Annotated in this window: 19 protein-coding genes; 13 read left to right on the top strand and 6 right to left on the bottom strand. The window is 44.1% G+C overall.

Annotation, left to right across the window (positions count from 1 at the left end; all coding sequences use genetic code 11):
- Nucleotides 1-140 precede the first annotated feature (140 nt).
- The 7 genes from BLA28_RS20270 (at nt 141) to BLA28_RS20240 (ending at nt 5,441) form a co-directional block, all read left to right on the top strand.
- Nucleotides 141-404, top strand: coding sequence for a hypothetical protein (locus BLA28_RS20270; protein WP_143131511.1), 264 nt, complete (start codon nt 141-143; stop codon nt 402-404).
- A complete protein-coding gene (locus BLA28_RS20265; RefSeq protein WP_071699372.1) occupies nt 401-697 on the top strand; it encodes a hypothetical protein in 297 nt (98 codons plus the stop codon). The genes BLA28_RS20270 and BLA28_RS20265 overlap by 4 nt, the downstream gene beginning before the upstream one ends.
- Nucleotides 698-1,351: 654 nt before the next feature.
- Nucleotides 1,352-2,047, top strand: a complete 696-nt coding sequence (locus tag BLA28_RS20260) for a hypothetical protein (RefSeq protein ID WP_071699371.1) — start codon at nt 1,352-1,354, stop codon at nt 2,045-2,047.
- 438 nt (nt 2,048-2,485) lie between these two features.
- Nucleotides 2,486-3,211 carry a hypothetical protein gene (locus tag BLA28_RS20255; protein ID WP_071699370.1) on the top strand — a complete coding sequence of 242 codons (726 nt, stop codon included), beginning with the start codon at nt 2,486-2,488 and terminating at the stop codon, nt 3,209-3,211.
- Nucleotides 3,117-3,995 (top strand): DNA adenine methylase, encoded by an 879-nt coding sequence (locus BLA28_RS20250; RefSeq protein ID WP_071699369.1) that lies wholly within the window; start codon nt 3,117-3,119, stop codon nt 3,993-3,995. The genes BLA28_RS20255 and BLA28_RS20250 overlap by 95 nt, the downstream gene beginning before the upstream one ends.
- A 1-nt stretch (nt 3,996) precedes the next feature.
- On the top strand, nt 3,997-4,191 hold the full coding sequence (locus tag BLA28_RS20245) for a hypothetical protein (RefSeq protein WP_071699368.1): 195 nt from the start codon (nt 3,997-3,999) through the stop codon (nt 4,189-4,191).
- Nucleotides 4,192-4,295: 104 nt separating this feature from the next.
- Nucleotides 4,296-5,441 (top strand): tyrosine-type recombinase/integrase, encoded by a 1,146-nt coding sequence (locus tag BLA28_RS20240; RefSeq protein ID WP_071699367.1) that lies wholly within the window; start codon nt 4,296-4,298, stop codon nt 5,439-5,441.
- 808 nt (nt 5,442-6,249) lie between these two features.
- Here BLA28_RS20240 and BLA28_RS20235 read toward each other — a convergent pair.
- The 4 genes from BLA28_RS20235 to murC form a co-directional block, all read right to left on the bottom strand.
- On the bottom strand, nt 6,250-7,428 hold the full coding sequence (locus BLA28_RS20235) for a ribose-phosphate pyrophosphokinase (protein WP_009251897.1): 1,179 nt from the start codon (nt 7,426-7,428) through the stop codon (nt 6,250-6,252).
- Between the two features lie 12 nt (nt 7,429-7,440).
- The gene (locus BLA28_RS20230) at nt 7,441-8,412 is read right to left on the bottom strand and encodes an ATP-binding protein (protein WP_009251896.1); all 972 of its coding nucleotides are present in this window, start codon (nt 8,410-8,412) and stop codon (nt 7,441-7,443) included.
- A 25-nt stretch (nt 8,413-8,437) separates the two neighbouring features.
- Nucleotides 8,438-9,574, bottom strand: a complete 1,137-nt coding sequence (locus BLA28_RS20225) for a DnaD domain protein (protein WP_069150873.1) — start codon at nt 9,572-9,574, stop codon at nt 8,438-8,440.
- Between the two features lie 231 nt (nt 9,575-9,805).
- Nucleotides 9,806-11,185 carry a UDP-N-acetylmuramate--L-alanine ligase gene (gene murC, locus BLA28_RS20220; protein WP_071699366.1) on the bottom strand — a complete coding sequence of 460 codons (1,380 nt, stop codon included), beginning with the start codon at nt 11,183-11,185 and terminating at the stop codon, nt 9,806-9,808.
- Between the two features lie 431 nt (nt 11,186-11,616).
- On the opposite strand from murC, the gene BLA28_RS20215 reads away from it, so the two are divergent.
- From BLA28_RS20215 to thrS, 6 genes are all read left to right on the top strand, one after another.
- Nucleotides 11,617-12,891 carry a glucose-1-phosphate adenylyltransferase gene (locus BLA28_RS20215; RefSeq protein ID WP_009251893.1) on the top strand — a complete coding sequence of 425 codons (1,275 nt, stop codon included), beginning with the start codon at nt 11,617-11,619 and terminating at the stop codon, nt 12,889-12,891.
- On the top strand, nt 12,888-14,006 hold the full coding sequence (gene glgD / locus BLA28_RS20210; protein ID WP_025482526.1) for a glucose-1-phosphate adenylyltransferase subunit GlgD: 1,119 nt from the start codon (nt 12,888-12,890) through the stop codon (nt 14,004-14,006). Before BLA28_RS20215 ends, glgD begins: the two co-directional genes overlap by 4 nt.
- Before the next feature lie 21 nt (nt 14,007-14,027).
- Nucleotides 14,028-14,303 (top strand): septation regulator SpoVG, encoded by a 276-nt coding sequence (gene spoVG / locus BLA28_RS20205; RefSeq protein ID WP_009251891.1) that lies wholly within the window; start codon nt 14,028-14,030, stop codon nt 14,301-14,303.
- A 410-nt stretch (nt 14,304-14,713) separates the two neighbouring features.
- The gene (locus tag BLA28_RS20200; RefSeq protein WP_071699365.1) at nt 14,714-16,543 is read left to right on the top strand and encodes a DUF885 domain-containing protein; all 1,830 of its coding nucleotides are present in this window, start codon (nt 14,714-14,716) and stop codon (nt 16,541-16,543) included.
- A 118-nt stretch (nt 16,544-16,661) separates the two neighbouring features.
- On the top strand, nt 16,662-16,811 hold the full coding sequence (locus BLA28_RS33850) for a hypothetical protein (protein WP_155859861.1): 150 nt from the start codon (nt 16,662-16,664) through the stop codon (nt 16,809-16,811).
- A gap of 245 nt (nt 16,812-17,056) precedes the next feature.
- The gene (gene thrS, locus BLA28_RS20195) at nt 17,057-18,814 is read left to right on the top strand and encodes a threonine--tRNA ligase (protein ID WP_071699364.1); all 1,758 of its coding nucleotides are present in this window, start codon (nt 17,057-17,059) and stop codon (nt 18,812-18,814) included.
- Between the two features lie 130 nt (nt 18,815-18,944).
- On the opposite strand, the gene BLA28_RS20190 is transcribed toward thrS, so the two are convergent.
- Both BLA28_RS20190 and BLA28_RS20185 read right to left on the bottom strand, forming a co-directional pair.
- A complete protein-coding gene (locus BLA28_RS20190) occupies nt 18,945-20,360 on the bottom strand; it encodes a hypothetical protein (protein WP_071699363.1) in 1,416 nt (471 codons plus the stop codon).
- 26 nt (nt 20,361-20,386) lie between these two features.
- Complete coding sequence (locus BLA28_RS20185; RefSeq protein WP_009251887.1) at nt 20,387-20,872, bottom strand: sigma-70 family RNA polymerase sigma factor; 486 nt, start codon at nt 20,870-20,872, stop codon at nt 20,387-20,389.
- Nucleotides 20,873-21,136: the final 264 nt, after the last annotated feature.

Here is a 21,136-nt window from a genome sequence, read left to right as displayed (position 1 = left end):
GCAGGCCATTCCTTTTTTTCTGCCAGCATTTAAAAGAAAAGTTGTATCAGCGGAAGGTATTGTCCAGGAGGGGAGGGAAAACGGGACAGCTATCCATCAGGGAAGAAGGAAAACAGGGAGAGCCTATAAAGATACATTTTATGGAAGAAACAGAAACAATTTTTCCAGAAAGGAGAAAAAGAGAAAACATGAAATACATCAAAACAAACATAGCGCATAAGGGGAAAGCTTTATTAAGGAAGGAAAAAGACACTTGCAGTATTCTCCTTCTTGCGTATACGCCAAAGCATTCCACGGAAAAGGAAGATAGACGATTAATAGACAAGCTGACAGAGGTTTATCTAAAGTACATGGACAGGATTGGAGAAGAAAACAGTGAGGAAACAGGAGGAAATGAAAAATGAGCATAGAACAACAGATCAATGGACTGGGAAAGCAGATAGCAGACTTACAGAAGGTGGTAGCCAACCTGAATAAACTGATAATGGCAATTAGCAAAAATTCGCAAAAGGTCATGGAGATAGAAAAGCCAGTCATTGTGCCTGTCAAGAACGTGACACAGGAACAGCTATACTTTGCATTTACCAGACAGAAACTGAGCCTTCCACAGCTTATGGAATTATCAGGACATAAGTTTTCAGAGGAACAGATAAAAAATAAGCTGATAAAGGAACACACCAAGTATGAACATATATAAAGAATATCAGTGTAAGAAAAGGAACAGGGAGCAGGAACAGCCCTGTTCCTTTTTTTCTGCTGATTAAAAGGTATTTTTATAACATTATGCTGACTGGTGGGAAGAATACGGCATGTGACGGGAAATCACAGAAAGGAATAGATATAAGAAAAAACGAATACAGAAACTGGACTGGTGGGAAGGACAGGGAGTACACCTAAGTCTGTTTAAAACAGTTCCCAAAATAGAGTGCAGTTTTTGGAAACTGTTGATACATGGAATACAGACAGACATAGGTAATAATATAAAATATTAAAATAAAAAAAGTGAAATTTAATTTTTTAAGATTGAAACTCAATTTTCCAGAGAGGTGTATTCTTTTTTATTAAAAAAAGTGTGTATTTCCTGATGTTTTATATTAATTTCAAAAAAAGGAACAGGGGGAGGGTGCGGAAAAAAGAATTTTAATTTTTTTAGATTGAATTCTGTAAAAAGAAAACTAATCCAAAAAGATTAAAAATCAGAAAGTATCAGAATTCGAACCTGTTTATTCAGGCAGAAAAGGGACTGGTTGATAAATGTTAAGAACATGACAGATACAAGGCAGTTACCAAAATAAGGGATGATTTTTGGGAACATTCTTTATATAATGTAAGAAAAAGGGAGGTTCAGGGTATGGGTAAAAATACAGGCGCTTTCATGGATAAGGACAGCGGGTTCCATGTGATGGTCAATATGTATATTATAAGGTATTTATTTTCGCATATGGAAAAGGATAGCATCTTTTACAAGACAGGCGGGAAACGCAAAACTAATATAGATTTTTATGAATCCATAGTAGCAGGGATATCAAGGGACCGCATACAGAAGATGTTCCGTGGGGAGAATTTCGGGATATCCATGGAAGAGAAGGAACGACTGGAAGAAAAATTCCATATCAGCAGAACCTATTTTGAGAAGAATGGCACAATGATAGAAATTAACACACTGGATGAAACAGACTGGAAGTGCCTGTTTCATGTAAGGCATTACGCAGGGTATCCATTGAAACTGGCAGAAAAGGCAATGGAGGACAGGGCGGACAAGGTCATCCGGGTATTAAATGGGCTTCTGAAAAAAGGGGTAATAGAAAACACCTATGATACGGAAAGCCCCCTGTACCGTGTCTGGTATTACTTCCATAAAGGATATGCCTTTATGGAGGAAAGCAGGATGGCGAGGTTCTTAAAGGAACTGGAAAAACTGGAGATAAAGGACTGGGATGAAATTATAGGAAATATGGTAAAGCTGGAGCACTACAGGGAACTGCTGTCAAAGCACTGTGAGTATATCAATGCAGTTACAGCAGTAAGAAAAATGAGGGAAAACTGAGGACAGGGCATGGAATAAGGGGACGCATGTACATTACATGGAATGTATATGCGTCCCCTTATTATGCCATACAAAAAATAAAAATAGGACTTACATATAAACTTTAATGCAATACAAATAAATACATAAAAGCATCTTAAATGTATGTGATATAAATATTAATATAGATTTAAATACATATAGCGAACGGCTATAATAGCATCATAAGGTACAGGAAACGAGGTGGTCAGAAAAAAGAAGGACAATAAAGATTTATAACCGTACTTTGACAAGAGTATACAGTCTGCAGGTTTATGGATATGCCCATATTATGCAGATTTGTAGAAAGCATAGAGGTTCTAAAAATTTAGAGGAAGCCCGGGCATATACGGGCGGACTCTGCCCAACTGTGCCGGTAACAAAAAAATTATAATTATCAGTATGGGAAAGGTGGCAGTTATGGAAAAATTAGGACAGGTTGTTTATACGAATGACTGGGATTACAAAGTGAGGATTGTGCATTTGCGGGAAATAGGTACTAAAAAAATGTCATTCCAATTATATGTGGAAGCACCAAACGGAACTATGTCAGACATTACTACAATAAAGTTGAGCGATTTTAATTCCAAGCCAAAGGTACTGGATTTTTTATACGATATGGAAGGCGGCTTTACTTTTAACGATATAGCGTCAATAAAAGGTAACATACATATCAATGATTATAAGGTAATTGACATTGAGGAAAAGTTACCTGTGGAACGCATTCACTCAGAAGTGAGTAAATACATACGAAAAAACGGCGAAGAATTAATTGACAATATAGAATCGGAAGTGTTTATCAGGGATGGCTATGGGTATATACAGGTAAACCGATTTGAAGCAGATTTGAAAACGGATGAAACATTAAAGGCAATAGGCTACAAAAAGCTTGAAATCCTGAAACGGCTAAAAATTTTGGGGGCGCTTGAACCGGGAAAGAACAGGCCATATGATTATTCCATCCGGATAAACGGCGAATTAAAACGGTATTACAAAATTTTGTTAACATCAGAAAAAGAAATTGAAGAAAAGGAAGACGAGGAATTTTACAATGAGTATCGTGAGGTTTTTTCAGTGGTACGGGGGAAAGACGAGGCTGGTAACGAAAATCAACTTCCTTATTCCGGAACACAGGGCATACTATGAGCCCTTCATGGGTTCAGCCGCCGTCCTTTTAAATCACAAACGGAGCGAACTGGAAGTCATAAACGACCTTGACCCCGACCTTGTCTGCCTGATGAAAGTCATGGCGGACAGGGAGAAGGGGAAGGAACTGACAACGCGGCTCTGCGGCCTGTGGTATGGGCGAGAATTTTATGAGGAAGCCATGATGTGTAAAAAGAACCATTACCGGGGAATCAGTGACATAGACAGGGCGGCCATGGTTTACATTCAGATTACTCAGAGTTTTAACAGCACCCGGAAAAGTTTCCGGGAGGGGATTTCCACATGGCAGTACGGGGAACAGATTCAACTTCACATTCCAAAGGTTTATGAACGTATGGAAGGGGTTCGTGTTCAAAACATGGATGGTATCAGCCTGTTACAAAAAATATCAGGAAATAGTTCAGCCTTTGCGTTTGTAGACCCGCCTTACAGGAAGGAACTCCGGGGAGCGGGCGCGGGAAATGTGTATGCCTGCGAACTTCCGCACAGAGAGCAGGTCAGGCTTTTAAAAACAATCCGTCAGGCAAAATGTAAAATCATGCTCTGCGGATACCGGGCAGAGAAAGGCGCCGATCTCTATGACACCTATCTCCTGCCGTATGGATGGCATTGTTATAAATTAGCTGACATAGTCAAGGCGTGCCAGACAACAAAACATAAGGATATGGGGCAAGAATTTATCTGGGTTAATTATGAACTGCCTGAAATGGCAAAGTATGTAATCAGCATGAATGAATATCAAAGTATAGGGAGGAATTTTTAGCATGAGAAAAACAAAATTTGAATGTGCGGAAAACCCAATCATGGTGAATGTGGAACAGTTACAGGCAAGGCTGAACTGCGGCTACAAAACGGCGGTACAGATAGGACAGGAAGCAAAAGCCCGTGTCTATGTGGGGCGGCGTGTCTGGTACAACATCAATAAAGTGGAAAGCTATCTGGAAAAAATCGCAGTCTGATATTGACACAGGGGGAAGGAAGCGTTACCCTTCCCCTCCCAACAGGGAGTTACCAGTTTACGGAAAGTTTTTGGGAACAATTATAACAGAAAGGATGTGTGGTTATGGCGGCTACAATTAAAAAGGAAGGTTTACCGAAAGGAATTTCATGGAGGGAGGACAGGAAAAGCTATCTTGGGAGGTTTACCTATCAGGGACAGCCCTATGTATTGTATGATACGCAGTGGAAACGGCTGAACCAGCGCATGGAGGAAATGCGGGTTGAGCTGAAGAAGGGGACATATATTAAGGAATGTACCCTTACACTGAATGCATGGTTTGACAAGTGGATGGAAACCTATAAAAAGAAAACCGTAAAATATGGGACGTACTATAATTACAAGAACCACTATGATTATTATGTGAGGAAGGGGATAGGAAAAAAGAAGCTGAAGGATGTAACAGTGGATGATATCCAGACTTTATATAATAACCTTCATGACAGGGATTTTGTGGCAGGGACAATTAAGCTTGTAGGGGCGACGCTTAACGGCTGTTTTAAGAAAGCATTGAATAACCGTCTGATTTCCTTCAACCCGGTGCCATTCGCAGAAATCCCAAATTGCAGAGAAAAACAGGAAAAGTATGTGTTTACAAAAGAAGAACAGCAACACTTCATGGAATATATTAAGGAAAGCTATTTGTATGACTTATTCCGCATTATTATAATGACAGGAATGAGGAATGGGGAAGCGAGGGCTTTACGGTGGTGTGACATAGATTTTGAGAAAAAATTAATATCTGTAAACCATACGCTTGTCTGGGTAACTGGGGAAGGACATATGCTTGATACTCCGAAAACAAAAGCATCGAAAAGAAAAATACCCATGCTTTCACAGGCATATGATATCTTGTCGGAAATGAAAAGGCAGGCTGATAACAAGGGAATGGGAAATGCGGATAATTTTGTATTCTGCCTGCCGGACGGTTCAGAGTTAAGCCGTTCCCGTGTGGAGATACAACTGGAAATGATAGAAAAACATATGTTAGAGGACGGAATAGCGGTGGGACATTTTACCTGCCATACCTTAAGACATGCTTTTGCAACAAGGGCAATCGAAAATGGTATGAAACCACATGTATTAAAAACGATATTAGGACATTCCAATATCAGCATGACAATGGATTTATATGTACATGTACTGGGAAATGAAAAGGCGCAGGAAATGCTTTTAATGGAAAATCTGTTTATAGAAAATCTTGCAATGTGAACATAGAAGTGCTATTATACTTATATAAAAGGTGCTACCGATAGACGGTTGCCCCAATCAAAAAATTAGCAGAAATAACCGCCGATCTTTCTCAGGGACACGGCGGTTATTTCTTTGCTTCTATGTAAGCTATCAGGAGAGGAATGATGATTGCAAGAATCATCAGAACCAACGATAACAGTTCAAAGTCGCTCATTATCCATTCCCTCTTTCGTACTGGATTCCTGCAAGCAGGTTTCTATGTAATCAGAGGGTCACAGTCCCTCTGGAAGAGGGCAACCGCCTACCGTGTAGGGTAGCACCGATAATAAGTATAGCAGAACCGGATGCTAAAAACAAGATGATTTTACGTTTATTTGAAACGTGAGATAAGGGGGAAAAGGAAGTAACCTGACTCAATTTTTGACTCAATTTGGAATCAAATTAGAGGAACCCAGAGAAAAGGAGATAAAGGAAGAACCTTGAATCCATGGGCGAAAGAAGGTCAGATAGAGGCTGATAAAGCGAAACCTTGATAAGTTTTGTTTTACGTGTGGAAGGTCTCGAACACACGGGTTAGTCGCCGCGAATCCTTAGTATTTATGAGGGTTTGCGGCTTTTTTAGTATAACAGGAAATGAGTGAAAGTCAAGGCCTGACGTGGCTTTTGACTCAACTCTAACTCAAATTAGCGGACTTCGAGGAATAGGAGATAAAGGAAGAAACTTGAATACATTGGCGAAAAAAAGCCAAACCCTAATCCCAAAAGAGGAAAAAGGTTTGGCTTTCCCGCTTATTCTGCTAAACAAATTTTTAAATATCATATATCATTAAAGTATATTGGACCGATACCTTCCCAGCAGCTTCTGAATCTTTTCATTAGGATCCAGCAAATCGCTGATGGAAGTATCGTGGTTCAGAGTATCTATAAGGTATGCAACATATTTGCTCATATTACAATTGATGTACCAGTCCCTTTCCAGAAGTTCAGGAGTCTGATAAATCAGGTTGGTGGTCAGGACACGGTCAATAATTCCGTCCGCAAAGGCTTTGTCGAAACCTTCCAGGCCATTGGTAAAGAGGCCGAAGGTAGCGCAGATGAAAATCTTGCGGGCTTTTCTTTTCTTTAAGGCTGCGGCAACCTCAAGGACGCTTTCGCCGGAGGAAATCATATCGTCAATGACGATCATATCCTTGCCTTCCACATCGGAACCCAGGAATTCATGAGCCACGATAGGATTGCGTCCGTTCACGATTTTGGTATAGTCTCTGCGTTTGTAGAACATACCCATATCCAGTCCAAGGACATTGGCGATGTAGATAGCCCGTCCCATACCGCCTTCATCGGGGCTGATTACCATCATATGATCGGAATCAATCTGGAGATCCTTTTGGTTGCGGAGAAGATTTTTAATAAACTGATATGCAGGCTGCACGGTTTCAAAGCCGTGGAGCGGGATTGCGTTCTGTACTCTGGGGTCGTGGGCATCGAAGGTGATGATATTGTCCACACCCATTTTTACAAGCTCCTGAAGTGCGATGGCACAGTCCAGGGATTCACGGCTGGAACGTTTATGCTGTCTGCTTTCATAGAGGAAAGGCATGATAACATTGATTCTTCTGGCCTTGCCTCCCACGGCGGATATGATACGCTTCAGATCCTGGAAATGATCATCCGGTGACATATGGTTTTCATGGCCGCAGAGGGAATAGGTCAGGCTGTAATTTACCACATCTACAAGAAGATAAAGGTCCATACCACGTACAGACTCCAGAATGACACCCTTTCCTTCGCCGGTTCCAAAACGCGGCACCTTGCTTTGCAGGATATAAGAATCGCGCTGATAGCCGGAAAATGCAAGGCTGTTTTTGTGCTCACTTTCTCTTTCCTGACGCCATTTTACCAGGTAGTGGTCTACCTGTTCTCCAAGAGTTTTACAGCCTGCCAGAGAGATAATGCCAAGAGAGCCTGCAGGGATTGTTTCTAGGTTTCGTTTTTCTTCCGCCATGGAATGGGATCCTCACTTTCTGTTGGTTAATCTTTTTTTGTACATTCGGATATCCGGTCCTGTCAGCTTGCAGAACTCAAAATTGCTGGTTATCCGTGAAAATATTCTTTCCTGATAACGTTCCTTCAAATCAGGAAGAGAGAGATTTGTGGAAATAATCATGGATTTCCTACGTATTAAGCGTTCGTTCAGACACGTAAAAAGACGGGACACATTGTATGGAGTATGCTGCTCTGTCCCGAGGTCATCGATGACCAGAAGGTCACAATTATATAAATCATTATACAAGTAATCCAGGGTTTCCTGGTTCTTAAAATCAAAGGCATTGCGGGAAAGGGTGTCAAAAAGGCTGGAAGCGCTGAAGTATATTACGGAATGCCCGCTTTCAATAGATTCTCTGGCGATACAGTTGCTCAGGAAGGTTTTTCCTGTTCCCACCGTACCGTAAAGGAAAAGGTTGCTTCCCGAATGGCTGAAGGTACGGGCGAAATCCTGGCACCGTTTAACCGCTGTCTGAAAAGCGGCCAGATCTTCCCCTTGAAAATAATCAAAGGACAGAGTATTAAAATTTTCTTTTTCCAGCACTTCTTTCAGATTGGACTGCTGATAGAGCAGTTCTATTTCCGCCTGACGGAAGCAATGGCATTTTATGCCGTTGACATAGCCTGTATCCTGGCAGTCGGGGCAGTCGAAAATAGGCTCCAGATAATCAGAAGGAAGTCCTGCGTCGCACAGCAGCTTTCTTTTGTCGCTGGTGAGCTTATGGAGCCGCTCTTTCAGTTCGGACAGGGCATTAAGATCGCCATTGAGCATCTTCTTTCCCTGTGCGACAGATAAGGTGGCAACGGACTCATCCAGATTCCGGTATCCGGTCACATGATTATATACATAATGAAGCCGTTCGTCACGTAAATGACGGTTTTTGGTCTGTCTCTGCTCGTACAGCCTCATGATGGAATTATATTGGGTATTTGTTAAGGCCACGGCTGTTCTCCTTTACCAGACTGATTCAGTTACGCAGAAGCTCCTGCTCCAGGGCGTCATAATCGTAATCGTTATGCATAAAACGATTATATTTATCAATGGAACGATCCGATGCGGGCTTTGCCGGCCGGTTTTTCTGGAAACCTTCGTCCAGCTTGGCGATATCGGCTTTGTGATGTACTCCGGCTTCCTTCCAGGAGGCCAGGATCTTGTCCGCGTATTCGAAACGGTGCCTGTCGGTGGCCAAAACGGTTCTTTCACAGGATTCGATAATAATATCTGTTTCAAAAGCATATTCCTCACGCCAGCGGCGGATGAATTCCGCTTCTTTCCTGGTGGGGGAATTGGTTTTGCCCAGGGCGTTCATAATGGAATAAACACATTTATCATAGCGGCTGGCATGTCCTTCCGCCTCTGCGGGAGTGGATATATTGGCTTCCGCCCAGCTGATGGCAACCTTTTCCATATAACGGAAGTCTTTTTTTCCGCGTTCCACGCAGTATTGGAGCAGATAATCAATCAAATCATCTGAAAAATGAAGATGATCAGAGAAGAAAAGAATCGATTTCATATCGGAAGGGCTCAGAGTCCTGCCCAGGTACTGCTCGGCAATAAAAAGAAGCTGGGCCGTAGATTCCTTTTCCTGGAAGGCCTTCAGCTCGTCCAGGGTATAGGAAGGCTTGGCAAACGCCGACGGGGCAGCCTGAGGGGGCTTATTTTCTTCCTTGGAAGGAGACTGCACAGCATAAGAGGCCGCACTTTTGGCTTCGGCCTTTTCCGGGAGAATTTCCGCTTCCTCGTTTTTCTCCTCCTGCCGGGGCAGCAGAGAAACTACGGGCGCTTTGGAAACAGCCGGTTCCTCCTTATTTTCAAGCTCCAGGAGATGAATACCGACCAGGTTTTTCTCATTATCATATTCAAGAGAAAGTACCTTGCATTTTTCCCAGTATTTTAATGCCCTCATCACATCCTTTTCCGTGTGGTTGAAGGCATCTGCAATTCCGGAAATACTGAAGGTACGTCCTGCATTCATCATGCGCAAAAGATACAGATATATTTTCAGCTGCGCATCGTTGGCTTCCGCCATATATTCATCGATAAAGCGGTTGGAGACGATGGTCGCGTCAATATAGTTATCCTGGTAAATCCTCAGACAACTCATAATCTCACCTATTTCTTCTATTTTCTATTTTAAGCAAATGCATTATATCATAAGGGTGTGGAAAAAGAAACAGTCAAAATGCCGAAAAACCTTGTAAACACTGGATTTTCAGGAATTGTGGAAAATGTGGATAATGTGGATTATAAGTGTGGGGGCACGGAAACCGGGGAAAGGCAAAAAACAAATATCCACACTTTTCATACACATGAAAAATGTGGATATTGTGGATAACTATTGCTTTAAGAGGTTTTCTCCTATATTTACAACGTCTCCGGCCCCCATAGTTATCAACAGGTCACCGGGGGTACAATTTTCTAAAATAAATTTCTGAATTTCCTCAAAGGAAGGAAAATAATGACATTCCGTTCCTGAATTTACGATTATTTCCTGCAAGGACCTGGAACTGATCCCCAGAGTATCCGTTTCCCTGGCAGGATAAATATCTGCCAGTATCACTTTGTCGGCAAGGGAAAGGGCCTGGGCAAATTCGGGAAGGAAGGCTTTGGTTCTTGTATAGGTGTGCGGCTGGAAAACGCACCAAAGGGTCTGGTGGGGATAATTTCTGGCGGCTTTTAAGGTTGCAGTAATTTCTGTAGGGTGATGTGCATAATCATCTACTATGGTAATTCCCTCTACGGAGCCTTTGTATTCGAAACGCCGATCCGTGCCGGTAAAATTTTTCAGGGCCCGTGCGGCTGTTTCCATATCTAACTTCAGATAATCCGCCAGAGCCAGCGCAGCCAGTGCGTTGAGGATATTATGTTCCCCGGGGATGCCCAGACTGACAGGAATATCTGATCCTCCGCGGCGGTGCAGGGTGAAGGAAGCATGGGCAAATTCATCGTGGCTGATACCGTCATAATAATAATCGCAGGAGGAATCGGAGCCAAAGGTGAGGACGGAACAGGAAAGCCCTCTGGTGATTTCTTCATAATCGGAGATATCGCCGCTTATAATGAGCAGGCCGTCTTCAGGCAGAAGCTGTGCAAAACGGCGGAAGGAGGAACGGATATCATCCAAATCCCTGAAAAAGTCCAGATGGTCTTCTTCTATATTAAGAATAATACCGATTCTGGGATAAAAGCTTAAAAAGCTGTTGGTGTATTCACAAGCCTCCGTTACAAAAAGGTCGGACTTGCCTACCCTGATATTACCCTGAATGGATTTCAGGATACCTCCCACGGAAATCGTGGGATCAGTACCGGCCGCCAGCAGTATTTCCGTTATCATGGAAGTAGTGGTGGTTTTGCCGTGGGTGCCGCTCACGCCGATGGGAGTTTTGTAATTGCGCATCATCTGTCCCAGAAGCTGGGCGCGCGTCAGGCTGGGAAGACCCAGCTCCTCCATGGCGGCAAATTCCGGATTATCCTTGTGGATAGCGGCGGTATAGACAACTAAATCGATATCATTTGTTATATTTTCACGGCGCTGTCCGTAGTGTACAACAGCACCCTGTTTTTCCAGAAGTTCGGTAAGAGATGATTTTTTTGCGTCGGAACCGGATACACGGAAGCCTTCTGAAAGAAGAATTTCTGCCAGGCCGCTCATGCTGATGCCGCCGATGCCGATGAAGTAAATGTGAACCGGATGATTAAAATCTACTTGATACATAGGGATACCCTTCCTGTTTATTATTTGGACAAAACGATCTGCCATCAGCCATTTACGCCCTCTACTGACAGTGTACGCAGACTAAGCAGTCTTTGTTCATTCTGATATGTATTATACGCATTCATGAAAAAAAAACCAATAGGGAATTACAAAATCAAAACGGAGTAAAAGGATTTTTTGTCGATATACCGCATATTTTGTGAAAAATAGAAGAAAGGTGCATAAGAAATACCGGGCATATGTTATGTAAAATAGATAATAGAAGAAAAGTTAATGTTTTAAATATGTTAAATATACACAAAATTTAAAAAATAAGCGCAGAAAGAAATTGTAAAAGATTATTCACTTTTGTACAAGCATGTGTTATAATCTTATTACGTTATATACGTAAATCTATGCAGAATATGGATGCAGAAACATGAGGTGATGACATGATTAAGAAAGAAATGATTGCTATGCTGCTTGCTGGCGGTCAGGGAAGCAGGCTGGGTGTGCTGACCTCCAAAGTGGCCAAACCTGCCGTGTCCTTCGGCGGCAAGTACCGGATTATTGATTTCCCATTGAGCAACTGTATTAATTCAGGCGTGGATACCGTAGGTGTGCTGACACAGTATCAGCCGCTGAGGCTGAATACCCATATAGGAATCGGTATTCCGTGGGATTTGGACAGGAATATAGGCGGTGTCACTGTACTTCCTCCTTATGAAAAGAGTGAGAACAGCGAATGGTATACAGGTACGGCTAATGCCATATATCAGAATATTGATTATATGGACAGTTACAATCCGGATTATGTTCTGATTTTGTCAGGGGATCATATTTACAAAATGGACTATGAGGTAATGCTTGACTTCCATAAGCAGAACGGCGCTGAGTGCACAATAGCGGTAATGCCTGTGCCGGTGGAGGAAGCGAAGCGTTTTGGTATTGTCATCACGGACGAGAACAGTAAGATTGTTGACTTTGAAGAGAAACCGGAGAGTCCCAGAAGCAATCTGGCATCTATGGGAATTTACATATTTAATTGGAAAACCCTTAAGGAGGCGCTGATAGCCAGAGCCGATCAGCCCAATCTGGATTTTGGAAAACATGTCATTCCTTATTGCCACGAAAACGGGGCCCCCATGTATGCTTATGAGTTCAACGGATACTGGAAAGACGTTGGAACGCTTAATTCCTATTGGGAAGCCAATATGGAACTGATAGATATTGTGCCTGAATTCAATCTTTATGAAGAATATTGGAAAATATACACAAAGAGTGAGATCCTTCCTCCCCAGTATATAGCTCCGGACGGCGTGATTGAGAGAAGCATAATCGGTGAAGGATCGGAAATCTGCGGAAAGGTTTATAATTCCGTGATCGGATGCGGTGTTACTGTAGGAAAAGATACGGTGATCCGCGATTCCATTATTATGAATAATACGGTCATTGGCAGTCATTGTGAGCTGAATAAGGCCATTATTGCAGAGAATGTGCTGGTTGGCGATAACGTCAAAATGGGGGTGGGAGATGAGGCCGACAATGATATCGCACCTCATATTTATAACAGCGGCATTGTAACTGTCGGAGAGAAGAGTACTATCCCCACAAACGTACAGATCGGAAAGAATACGGTGATATTCGGAGAGACGGATGATACGGATTACCAGGCAGGCACTCTTGCAAGCGGCAAATCTTTAATTAAGGCAGGTGACGAAAATTGAGAGCGATAGGAATAATTTTAGCAGGCGGCAATAATCACAGAATGAAGGAGCTATCTCAGAAAAGAGCTATCGGAGCGATGCCTATCGCGGGAAGCTACAGGAGTATTGATTTTTCGCTCAGCAATATGTCCAACTCCCATATCCAGAAGGTGGGCGTATTCACTCAGTACAATGCGAGAAGCCTGAATGAGCATCTGAATTCTTCCAAATGGTGGGATTTCGGACGTAAACAGGGCGGTCTGTTCGTTTTCACCCCTACGGTTACGGCGGACAACAGCTATTGGTACAGAGGAACCGCAGACGCTATTTATCAGAACCTGTCTTTCCTGAAGAGCAGCCATGAGCCTTATGTGGTAATTGCATCCGGCGACTGTGTTTATAAAATGGATTATAATAAGGTCCTGGAATACCATATTGAGAAAAAGGCCGATATTACGGTGGTGTGCAAGGACATGCCTATCGGCGCTAATGTGGAACGCTATGGTACCCTTAAGATGAACGAGGACTGCCGGATAGAGGAATTTGAGGAAAAGCCTATTGTAGCCAAGTCCAATACCATTTCCTGCGGAATTTATGTTATCAGGCGCCGCCTGCTCATAGAAATGATTGAGCGCTGCGCTATGGAAGACAGATATGATTTTGTTAAGGATATCCTGATCCGTTATAAGAATCAGAAAAGAATATACGGATATAAAATTAAAGAATACTGGCGCAATATCGCATCGGTAGAAGATTATTTTTCCACGAATATGGATTTCCTGAAGCCGGAAATCAGAAATTATTTCTTTAAGCAGTATCCTGATATTTATTCCAAGGTTGACGACCTGCCGCCTGCCAAATACAATGTGGGAGCAAAAGTCAGCAACAGCCTGATTTCCAGCGGATGTATCGTTAATGGTACGGTGGAAGACTCCGTAATATTTAAAAAATCCTTTGTAGGGAACAATTGCTATATTAAGAATTCCGTTATCTTGAATGACGTTTACATCGGTGATAATACCCATATTGAGAACTGCATTGTGGAAAGCAGGGATACTATCCGGGCCAATACTTTCTATAAAGGGGAAGACGGGATTAAGATTGTGGTAGAAAAAAACGAGAGGTATGTCATCTAAAGATAAAAGGGGGAATCTCAAATGAAGATTACAGACGTGCGTGTGCGCAAAATCACCAAGGAAGGAAAGATGAAGGCCATCGTATCTATTACAATTGATGATGAATTCGTCGTTCACGATATCAAAGTAATTGAAGGAGAGAAAGGATTGTTTATAGCAATGCCCAGCAAAAAGGCTACAGACGGCGAATACAGGGACATTGCCCATCCGATTAATCAGGCAACAAGAGAGAATATCCAGAATATTATTCTGGACAGGTATGAGAAGGCACTGCTGGAGCCGGACGAAGGAATTTGATTATAAGGCGGGAATGCACATGCATTCCCGCTTTTTGTAAAATGTTACTCATCCCATTCCCTTTGTGCCGGCCGTCTTTTTCGCGCCGCGTGCCCGGCTTGTCTCTTCCGGCCTTTGGCGCCGGCCGCGGCTCTGTAAGGTTCCTTGCAGGACACGCTTGCGCTCGGATAATCACGCAGCGGTACTAAGGCTGCAAAGGACGCAGCCTAAGGACCGGCGAGCTTATAACGGTCCTTACAGGAATCCTTACAGAGCCGCAGCCGGCGCCAAAGGCCGGAAGGGACAAGCCGGGCACGCGGCGCGAAAAAGACGGCCGGCACAAAGGGAATGGGATGAGTAACTGCGAAACGTAACTTAAACAGGACATTAAAGGAATCGTATGATTTGATTTCAGGGAGGACAGAAAGTATATGCTGACAAGCAGACAGAAGAGAAATAAGACAGGGAAAAAAAGTACAGCGATTATACTCTCCGTAGTTTTATTGGTTATGAGCCTGGCGCCGGGATGCGGAAGTGCGATGGCGGGGGATTTTGCTGAAAATGGGAAGCAGGATCCGGTTCAGGTATTTGACAGCTTTACAAGAGATTTGTTTGTGGAATTGGCGTCACAGGATGAACTTTCATTGAACTATACGCTGGCGGATCCGCAGGCCTATGGGATTACGAAAGCAGATTCCGCTTTTTCTTCTTATTCCGTAGAGGAAATGGAGAAGGACAGGGAACTGGACAAAGAGATTCTGAGTGCGCTGAAGGGTATAAAAGAGGATGAGCTGACAGAAGAGCAGAGGATTACATATCGTATTCTGACGGAGATGCTGAAGGGAGAAGGGGCTGGAAAGGGGCTGGAGCTGTATGAAGAACCCCTGAATACGGTTACGGGGATGCATCTGATGCTTCCGGTACTTCTTGCAGAATACCGTTTTTATGGAAAGCAGAATGTGGATATATACCTTGGGCTTCTGGAAGAGATTGATGTTTATTATAATGAGCTTTTGGAATTTGAAAAAAAGAAGGCCGAAGAGGGTCTTTTTATGAGTGATCGAATGGCGGATAAGGTGGTTGAATCCTGTCGGGTTTATATAGAGGATGTGGAGGGCTCTCTGTTGGATGAAGCCTTTCAGGAGCGGCTGGAGGAGCTTCCGGAAATAAACGGGGAAGAAAAAGCAGCCTATATCGAGAAGAACAGAGAGCTTCTGAAGGAGCATTTTGTTCCGGCTTACGAGAAACTGGCGGAGGGCCTGGAAGCGCTGAAAGGAAGCGGAAGCAATGATTTGGGAATCTATTATTTCCCGAAAGGACGTAAATACTATGAGTATTTGGTGAGAAACAGTATTTATCCTTCTTTTTCCACGGTAGATGAATTAAGGAAGGCAGTGGAAGAGCAGCTGGAGGCGGACATAAATGCCATAGGTATTGCTTTGCGCCGGTCGCCGGAGCTTGCGGAAAAATTCGGTGAGTATTCTTTTTTCAGTCAGGATCCTCAAGAGGTTCTGGAAAATTTACAGGAGGCAATTGCGGAGGAATATCCGCAGCTGCCGGATAGTGAGTATCGGATTAAGTATGTGCCTGAAAGCCTGGAGGACAGTATGAGCCCCGCGTTTTATATGGTGCCTCCCATGGATCGGCCGCAGGAAAATGTGATTTATATTAATGGCGGAAAAGGCAGCTATGATACCTATACCTTATTGGCTCATGAAGGGTTCCCGGGGCATTTGTATCAGCACGAATATTTTCGGAGGAAGGAGACGCAGGAACTTCGTCATGTGCTTAATTTTTCCGCATATTCGGAAGGGTGGGCAACCTATGTGGAAAATCGCTCTTATCAGTTTGAAGGGAATGGCCTGGAGAAGGGTATGGGTGAAATTTTGGCCCGGAACAGTTCTATTACCAAAGGGATGTATGCACTTCTGGATATCCGGATTAATTACGAGGGCTGGGACAGGAAAGAGGCCGCTGATTTTATCCGCCAGTTTTTTTCTGTCAGCGACGAAACGACAGATGAGATTTATGACAGTATAATAGCGGATCCCTCCAATTACCTGTTGTATTATACCGGATATCTGGAGATTGAGAGGATGAGGGCGGAAGCGGAGGAAGCGCTGGGGAGTGCATTCGATGCTATGGAATTCCATACATTTCTTCTGGATATCGGACCGGCTCCTTTTACTGTAATCCGGGAGTACTTTGGAGAGTGGCTGGAAAGAGAAGAGAAAGATATAGAAAGCCGGAAGGCTGCCTGAAAAGATGATTATAGAGTGCAGGTAAAAGTGGGTGCTCCTGATTTTAAAAAATCAAAAGTTAAAAATGGTTGACTTTCCATTTATGCAATGCTAATATACAGTTAAATAACGAAAAGCAATGAAGGAAAGAGTAGCCTTAAGTCAGCGTAACCAGAGAGAAGGGCAGAAGCTGGAAGCCCTTTTACGGATGAGAGAGGTGAAGACCATTCCGGAGCCGCCATGTGAAGGCTGTGCAGCAGAGATAAATGTGGCCGTATATCTGCGTTAAAGATTAGGATTTGAAAGAATCTGAAGTGAAAAATTAAGGTGGAACCGTGCATAACCGATCCATAAAAATCAGGGAAGAAGAGCCGAAAGGCTTCAGATGCCCATAGTTTTTATTATACAAATGGAATGCACCCTTAGAAGAACAGGTAATGCTGTTTTTTCTGAGGGTGCTTTTTTATGTGCTTTTGCCGGCGCCCGGGATGGATGTAAACCTAAAAACATTGCAGGAGAAAGGAGAACAAAGTAATGGAAGTAATTATGAAGAATGGAATGCAGGGAGAACTGAATTTTGAGGAAAAGGAAGGGGCCGCTGTGTTCCGGCATACAACCTCCCATATACTGGCGCAGGCGGTGAAACGTCTGTACCCGGATGCCAAACTGGCTATCGGGCCTGCCATTGATGATGGGTTTTATTATGATTTTGATTTCAGCAGCCCTATTTCCAGCGATGACTTTGCTGCGATTGAAAAGGAAATGAAGAAGATTGTAAAGGAACGCCTCAAGCTGGAGCGGTTTACTCTTCCCAGGGAAGAAGCGCTTGCCCTGATGAAAGAGAAAAAGGAGGATTATAAGGTCGCACTGATAGAGGATCTGCCTGAGGATGCGGTAATCAGTTTTTACAGGCAGGGAGATTTTGTGGATTTGTGCGCCGGCCCTCATCTTGCCAATACGGGATATGTAAAGGCAATTAAGCTTACAAGCCTGGCAGGAGCCTACTGGAGAGGCAACGAAAAAAATAAGATGCTTACCAGGATTTATGGAACTTCCTTCCCGGATAAAGAGCAGTTGGCAGCTTATCTTGAGAGGATGGAGGAGGCTAAAAAGAGGGATCACAGAAAACTGGGAAAGGAACTGGGGCTGTTTACTCTCATGGAGGAAGGGCCGGGCTTTCCGTTCTTCCTGCCCAAGGGGATGATTCTGAAAAATACGCTGGTGGATTATTGGAGAAAACTGCATGAGAGAGAAGGATACCAGGAAATTTCCACACCTATCCTTCTAAACAGGAAGCTTTGGGAAACATCCGGACACTGGGATCATTACAGGGAGAACATGTATACCACTACAATTGATGAGGAAGAATTTGCGGTAAAGCCCATGAACTGTCCGGGCGGAATGCTGGTATATAAATCCCAGCCCAGATCCTACCGGGATCTTCCCCTGCGCATAGGAGAACTGGGGCTTGTGCACCGTCATGAAAAATCCGGCCAGCTGCACGGACTGATGCGTGTGCGCTGCTTCACTCAGGATGATGCCCATATTTTTATGACGGAGGAACAGATAACAGATGAAATCAAGGGGGTTATGAGGCTGATCAATGAAGTATACGGCAAGTTCGGATTCCCTTATCATGTAGAGCTTTCCACTCGTCCGGAAAACAGTATCGGCAGCGATGAGGACTGGGAGCTGGCAACGGAAGGCCTGCGCCGCGCTTTGGAAGAAACAGGGATGGATTATGTGGTAAACGAAGGAGACGGCGCTTTTTACGGACCTAAAATCGACTTCCATCTGGAGGATTCTATCGGCAGAACATGGCAGTGCGGTACGATTCAGCTGGATTTCCAGCTGCCTATGCGGTTTGAGGCGGAATATATGGGGGCGGACGGAGAAAAGCACCGTCCTATCATGATTCACCGCGTTGTGTTTGGCTCCATCGAACGCTTTATCGGTATTCTGATTGAGCATTATGCGGGGAAATTCCCGGTATGGCTGGCTCCGGTGCAGGTGAAGGTGCTGCCTATTTCTGAGAAGTTTTTTGAATACTCCGGTAAGGTTATGGCAGCGCTGAAGGCAGCAGGACTCAGATGTGAAATGGATAACCGGGATGAAAAAATCGGTTATAAGATCCGCAGTGCACAGATGGAAAAGGTGCCCTATATGCTTATCGTAGGACAGAAGGAAGAGGAGAGCGGCACGGTTTCTGTTCGGAGCAGGGATGATGGGGATCTGGGAAGCCAGGATTTGGAAGCCTTTGTGCAGAAAGTAGCTGCGGAAGCGAGAGAATAAATCGGGGCTTTGAGGAAGAAAAAGGTTCCTTACCGGGCCTGGTGTCAGGCCGGTAAGAAACCTTTTTATAAATAAACCTGTTGTGCTGTTAAGACTATTCGCTGCTTATTTTGTATCAGCGGGCATTAAGTCAGGGAAGTACACGGATCTCATCCGGGTTGGTCTGGGCAGGTATGCTTAATGTGGCAATCTGGTACCAGATCAGTATTTTATTACCGGACTGAAGTGCGGAGCTGTCCAGATCCTTTTTGCCGTCCAGAGTCTTAATAACGGTATCCTCATTGATGTAGCAAACCAGTTCCTGATCCGTGGTAATTCTGAGAGAGCCGTCCGGATCGGAGGAAACATCGGTAATTGCAGCATAGGTGGGAACCATCATGTCTGCGGGAATCTGGCAGAGGATTAATTCGGCGTTGGACATGGGAGGCAGGCTCCTGGTCATGACCGGGCTGACATAGGCGTAAAGGGTGTCGCCTTTCTGCAGATCTTTAAGAGTTTTTTCTTTGCAGTCTTCTGCGGTTAATATGAGGGTGTCCTCATTAATGTTGAGGATGATTGTGGAATAGGGGTCATCCTGGTTATCGTTGGAAATTGTGACCTGGCTGCCGTTGATTTCCGTCACCGTACCATATACACGGATAGTGGAAGGCATTGTTGTCTCAGGCAGGGTGACGGTATCCTGAGAGGCGCTGCCCGCAGGGGATTCATCGCTCATACAGGATGCGACCTGCAGGGTTCCGGGTTCCATTCCGTTCTGTTCCAATTGTGCAAGCATTTCTTCCGCCTCCTGCTGTGTTTCAAATTCGCCTGAAACTACAAGGAATTTTCCTTCCCGGGTTTTCACTATGCTGTATTCTCCGATAGGAAGGGATTCCCGGAACAGTGCGGTTTCTTCTCCGCCGTCCATTTCAGGAGAGGAAAGAAAATAAATTTCGCGTATTTCATCCGCGGTATCGGAAGGGCGGAGGCTGAGTTCCACATAGCCGTCCCCGGTATGCTCCGAAAGCTGGTATTCGATATTGATGGGAAGTTCAACCACAAAGCTTACGGCAGAATCATCGAGGAGGATGCTGCGGTATACATCCTGTACCATGGAAGACTCCAAGAGAGGCTTGCTCACAGCGTCGAAGTCGAAATCACGGATGTCATAAAGGGTAAAAATAAGGCGGTGGGGAGCCCATTTTTCTTCCACATGATAAACCGGCATTTTGGGAGAGGTTTCCGTTGTCTGTTTGCAGGGTATCCGGTAATTCTCCGGTTCCTGAACCTCTACGGGTCTTTCATCGGAGAAGGCCTGGGGCGTTACCGGCGTGTCGGAAGAATTGGCAGGGGAAGGGATATTGGAGTTATCTCCGCCGGTTCCGTTTGTAAATGGAAATATCCGCATAATTACGACCAGACACAGGCAGGCGGCGGCCAGAGAGCCGAAACCGGTAATCCATTTTTTTGCCGTATATTTTTGACCTCTGTCCAATCCGGTCCGGATGGCATCGGAAAGGCCGTCGGGCAGGGGAATGTTGTTGTAGTTTTCTTTTCCTTTATTCATAACAGCAGCTCCTTTCTTGGGTGTTGTCAGACCGAAACGGCTTCTTTTAATTTGCCGATGGTACGGTATAGCCGGGTTTTCACTGTGCTTTCCGGCAGTTTCATGGTTTCCGCGATTTCACGGAAGCTTCTGTCTTCAAAATATTTGAGGATAATCAATGTTTTTTCTTCCGGGTGCAGGGTGTTCAGCGCCTGATATAAATCGATGCGCTCGTCAATGGAAACTGCATCCGGAGGTTCGGAAAGGCTGTCGTCGGGAACGACAAATTCATATTTTTTCTGTTTTTTCAATAAATCGTAAGCACAATTTATGATGATCCGGCTCATCCAGGTATCGAAGAATTCCGGTTTTTCCAGTTTGTTCAGATGAATAAAGCCTCTGTAGGTGGCTTCCGAAATTATTTCAAGAGCATCGTGCTCGTTTTTGACGTAACAGAAAGCGAGACGATAAAATTTTGCCTTTCCGTTTTCCATGTACTGTGCGAATTGTTTCTTAGTTAAATGTTGGCTCATGTGCCCCACCTTCTTTCATGAATCTTGTATTTTCATCCCTTTACACTAATTAGACTTCCCAGGAAGGAAAAAAGTTTGCGCAAATCCAAAAAAAATGATAAAAGTTAGTATAACACATTTTAAACAACAAAAGGAGGAACAGTTCCGCCGTCGTCCCTCCCGGGATATTGCCTTGCCTGCCCTGCCTTTCCGGCCCGAATGCCTCCGGGGATTACAGCCCGTCAACTGCCCGGGCCGGTCGGTGGTCCTTAGAGGGGACGCTTT

This window comes from Eisenbergiella tayi, from assembly GCF_001881565.1.
Taxonomy (GTDB): domain Bacteria; phylum Bacillota; class Clostridia; order Lachnospirales; family Lachnospiraceae; genus Eisenbergiella; species Eisenbergiella tayi.
This window is presented reverse-complemented; position numbering and strand designations above follow the sequence as displayed.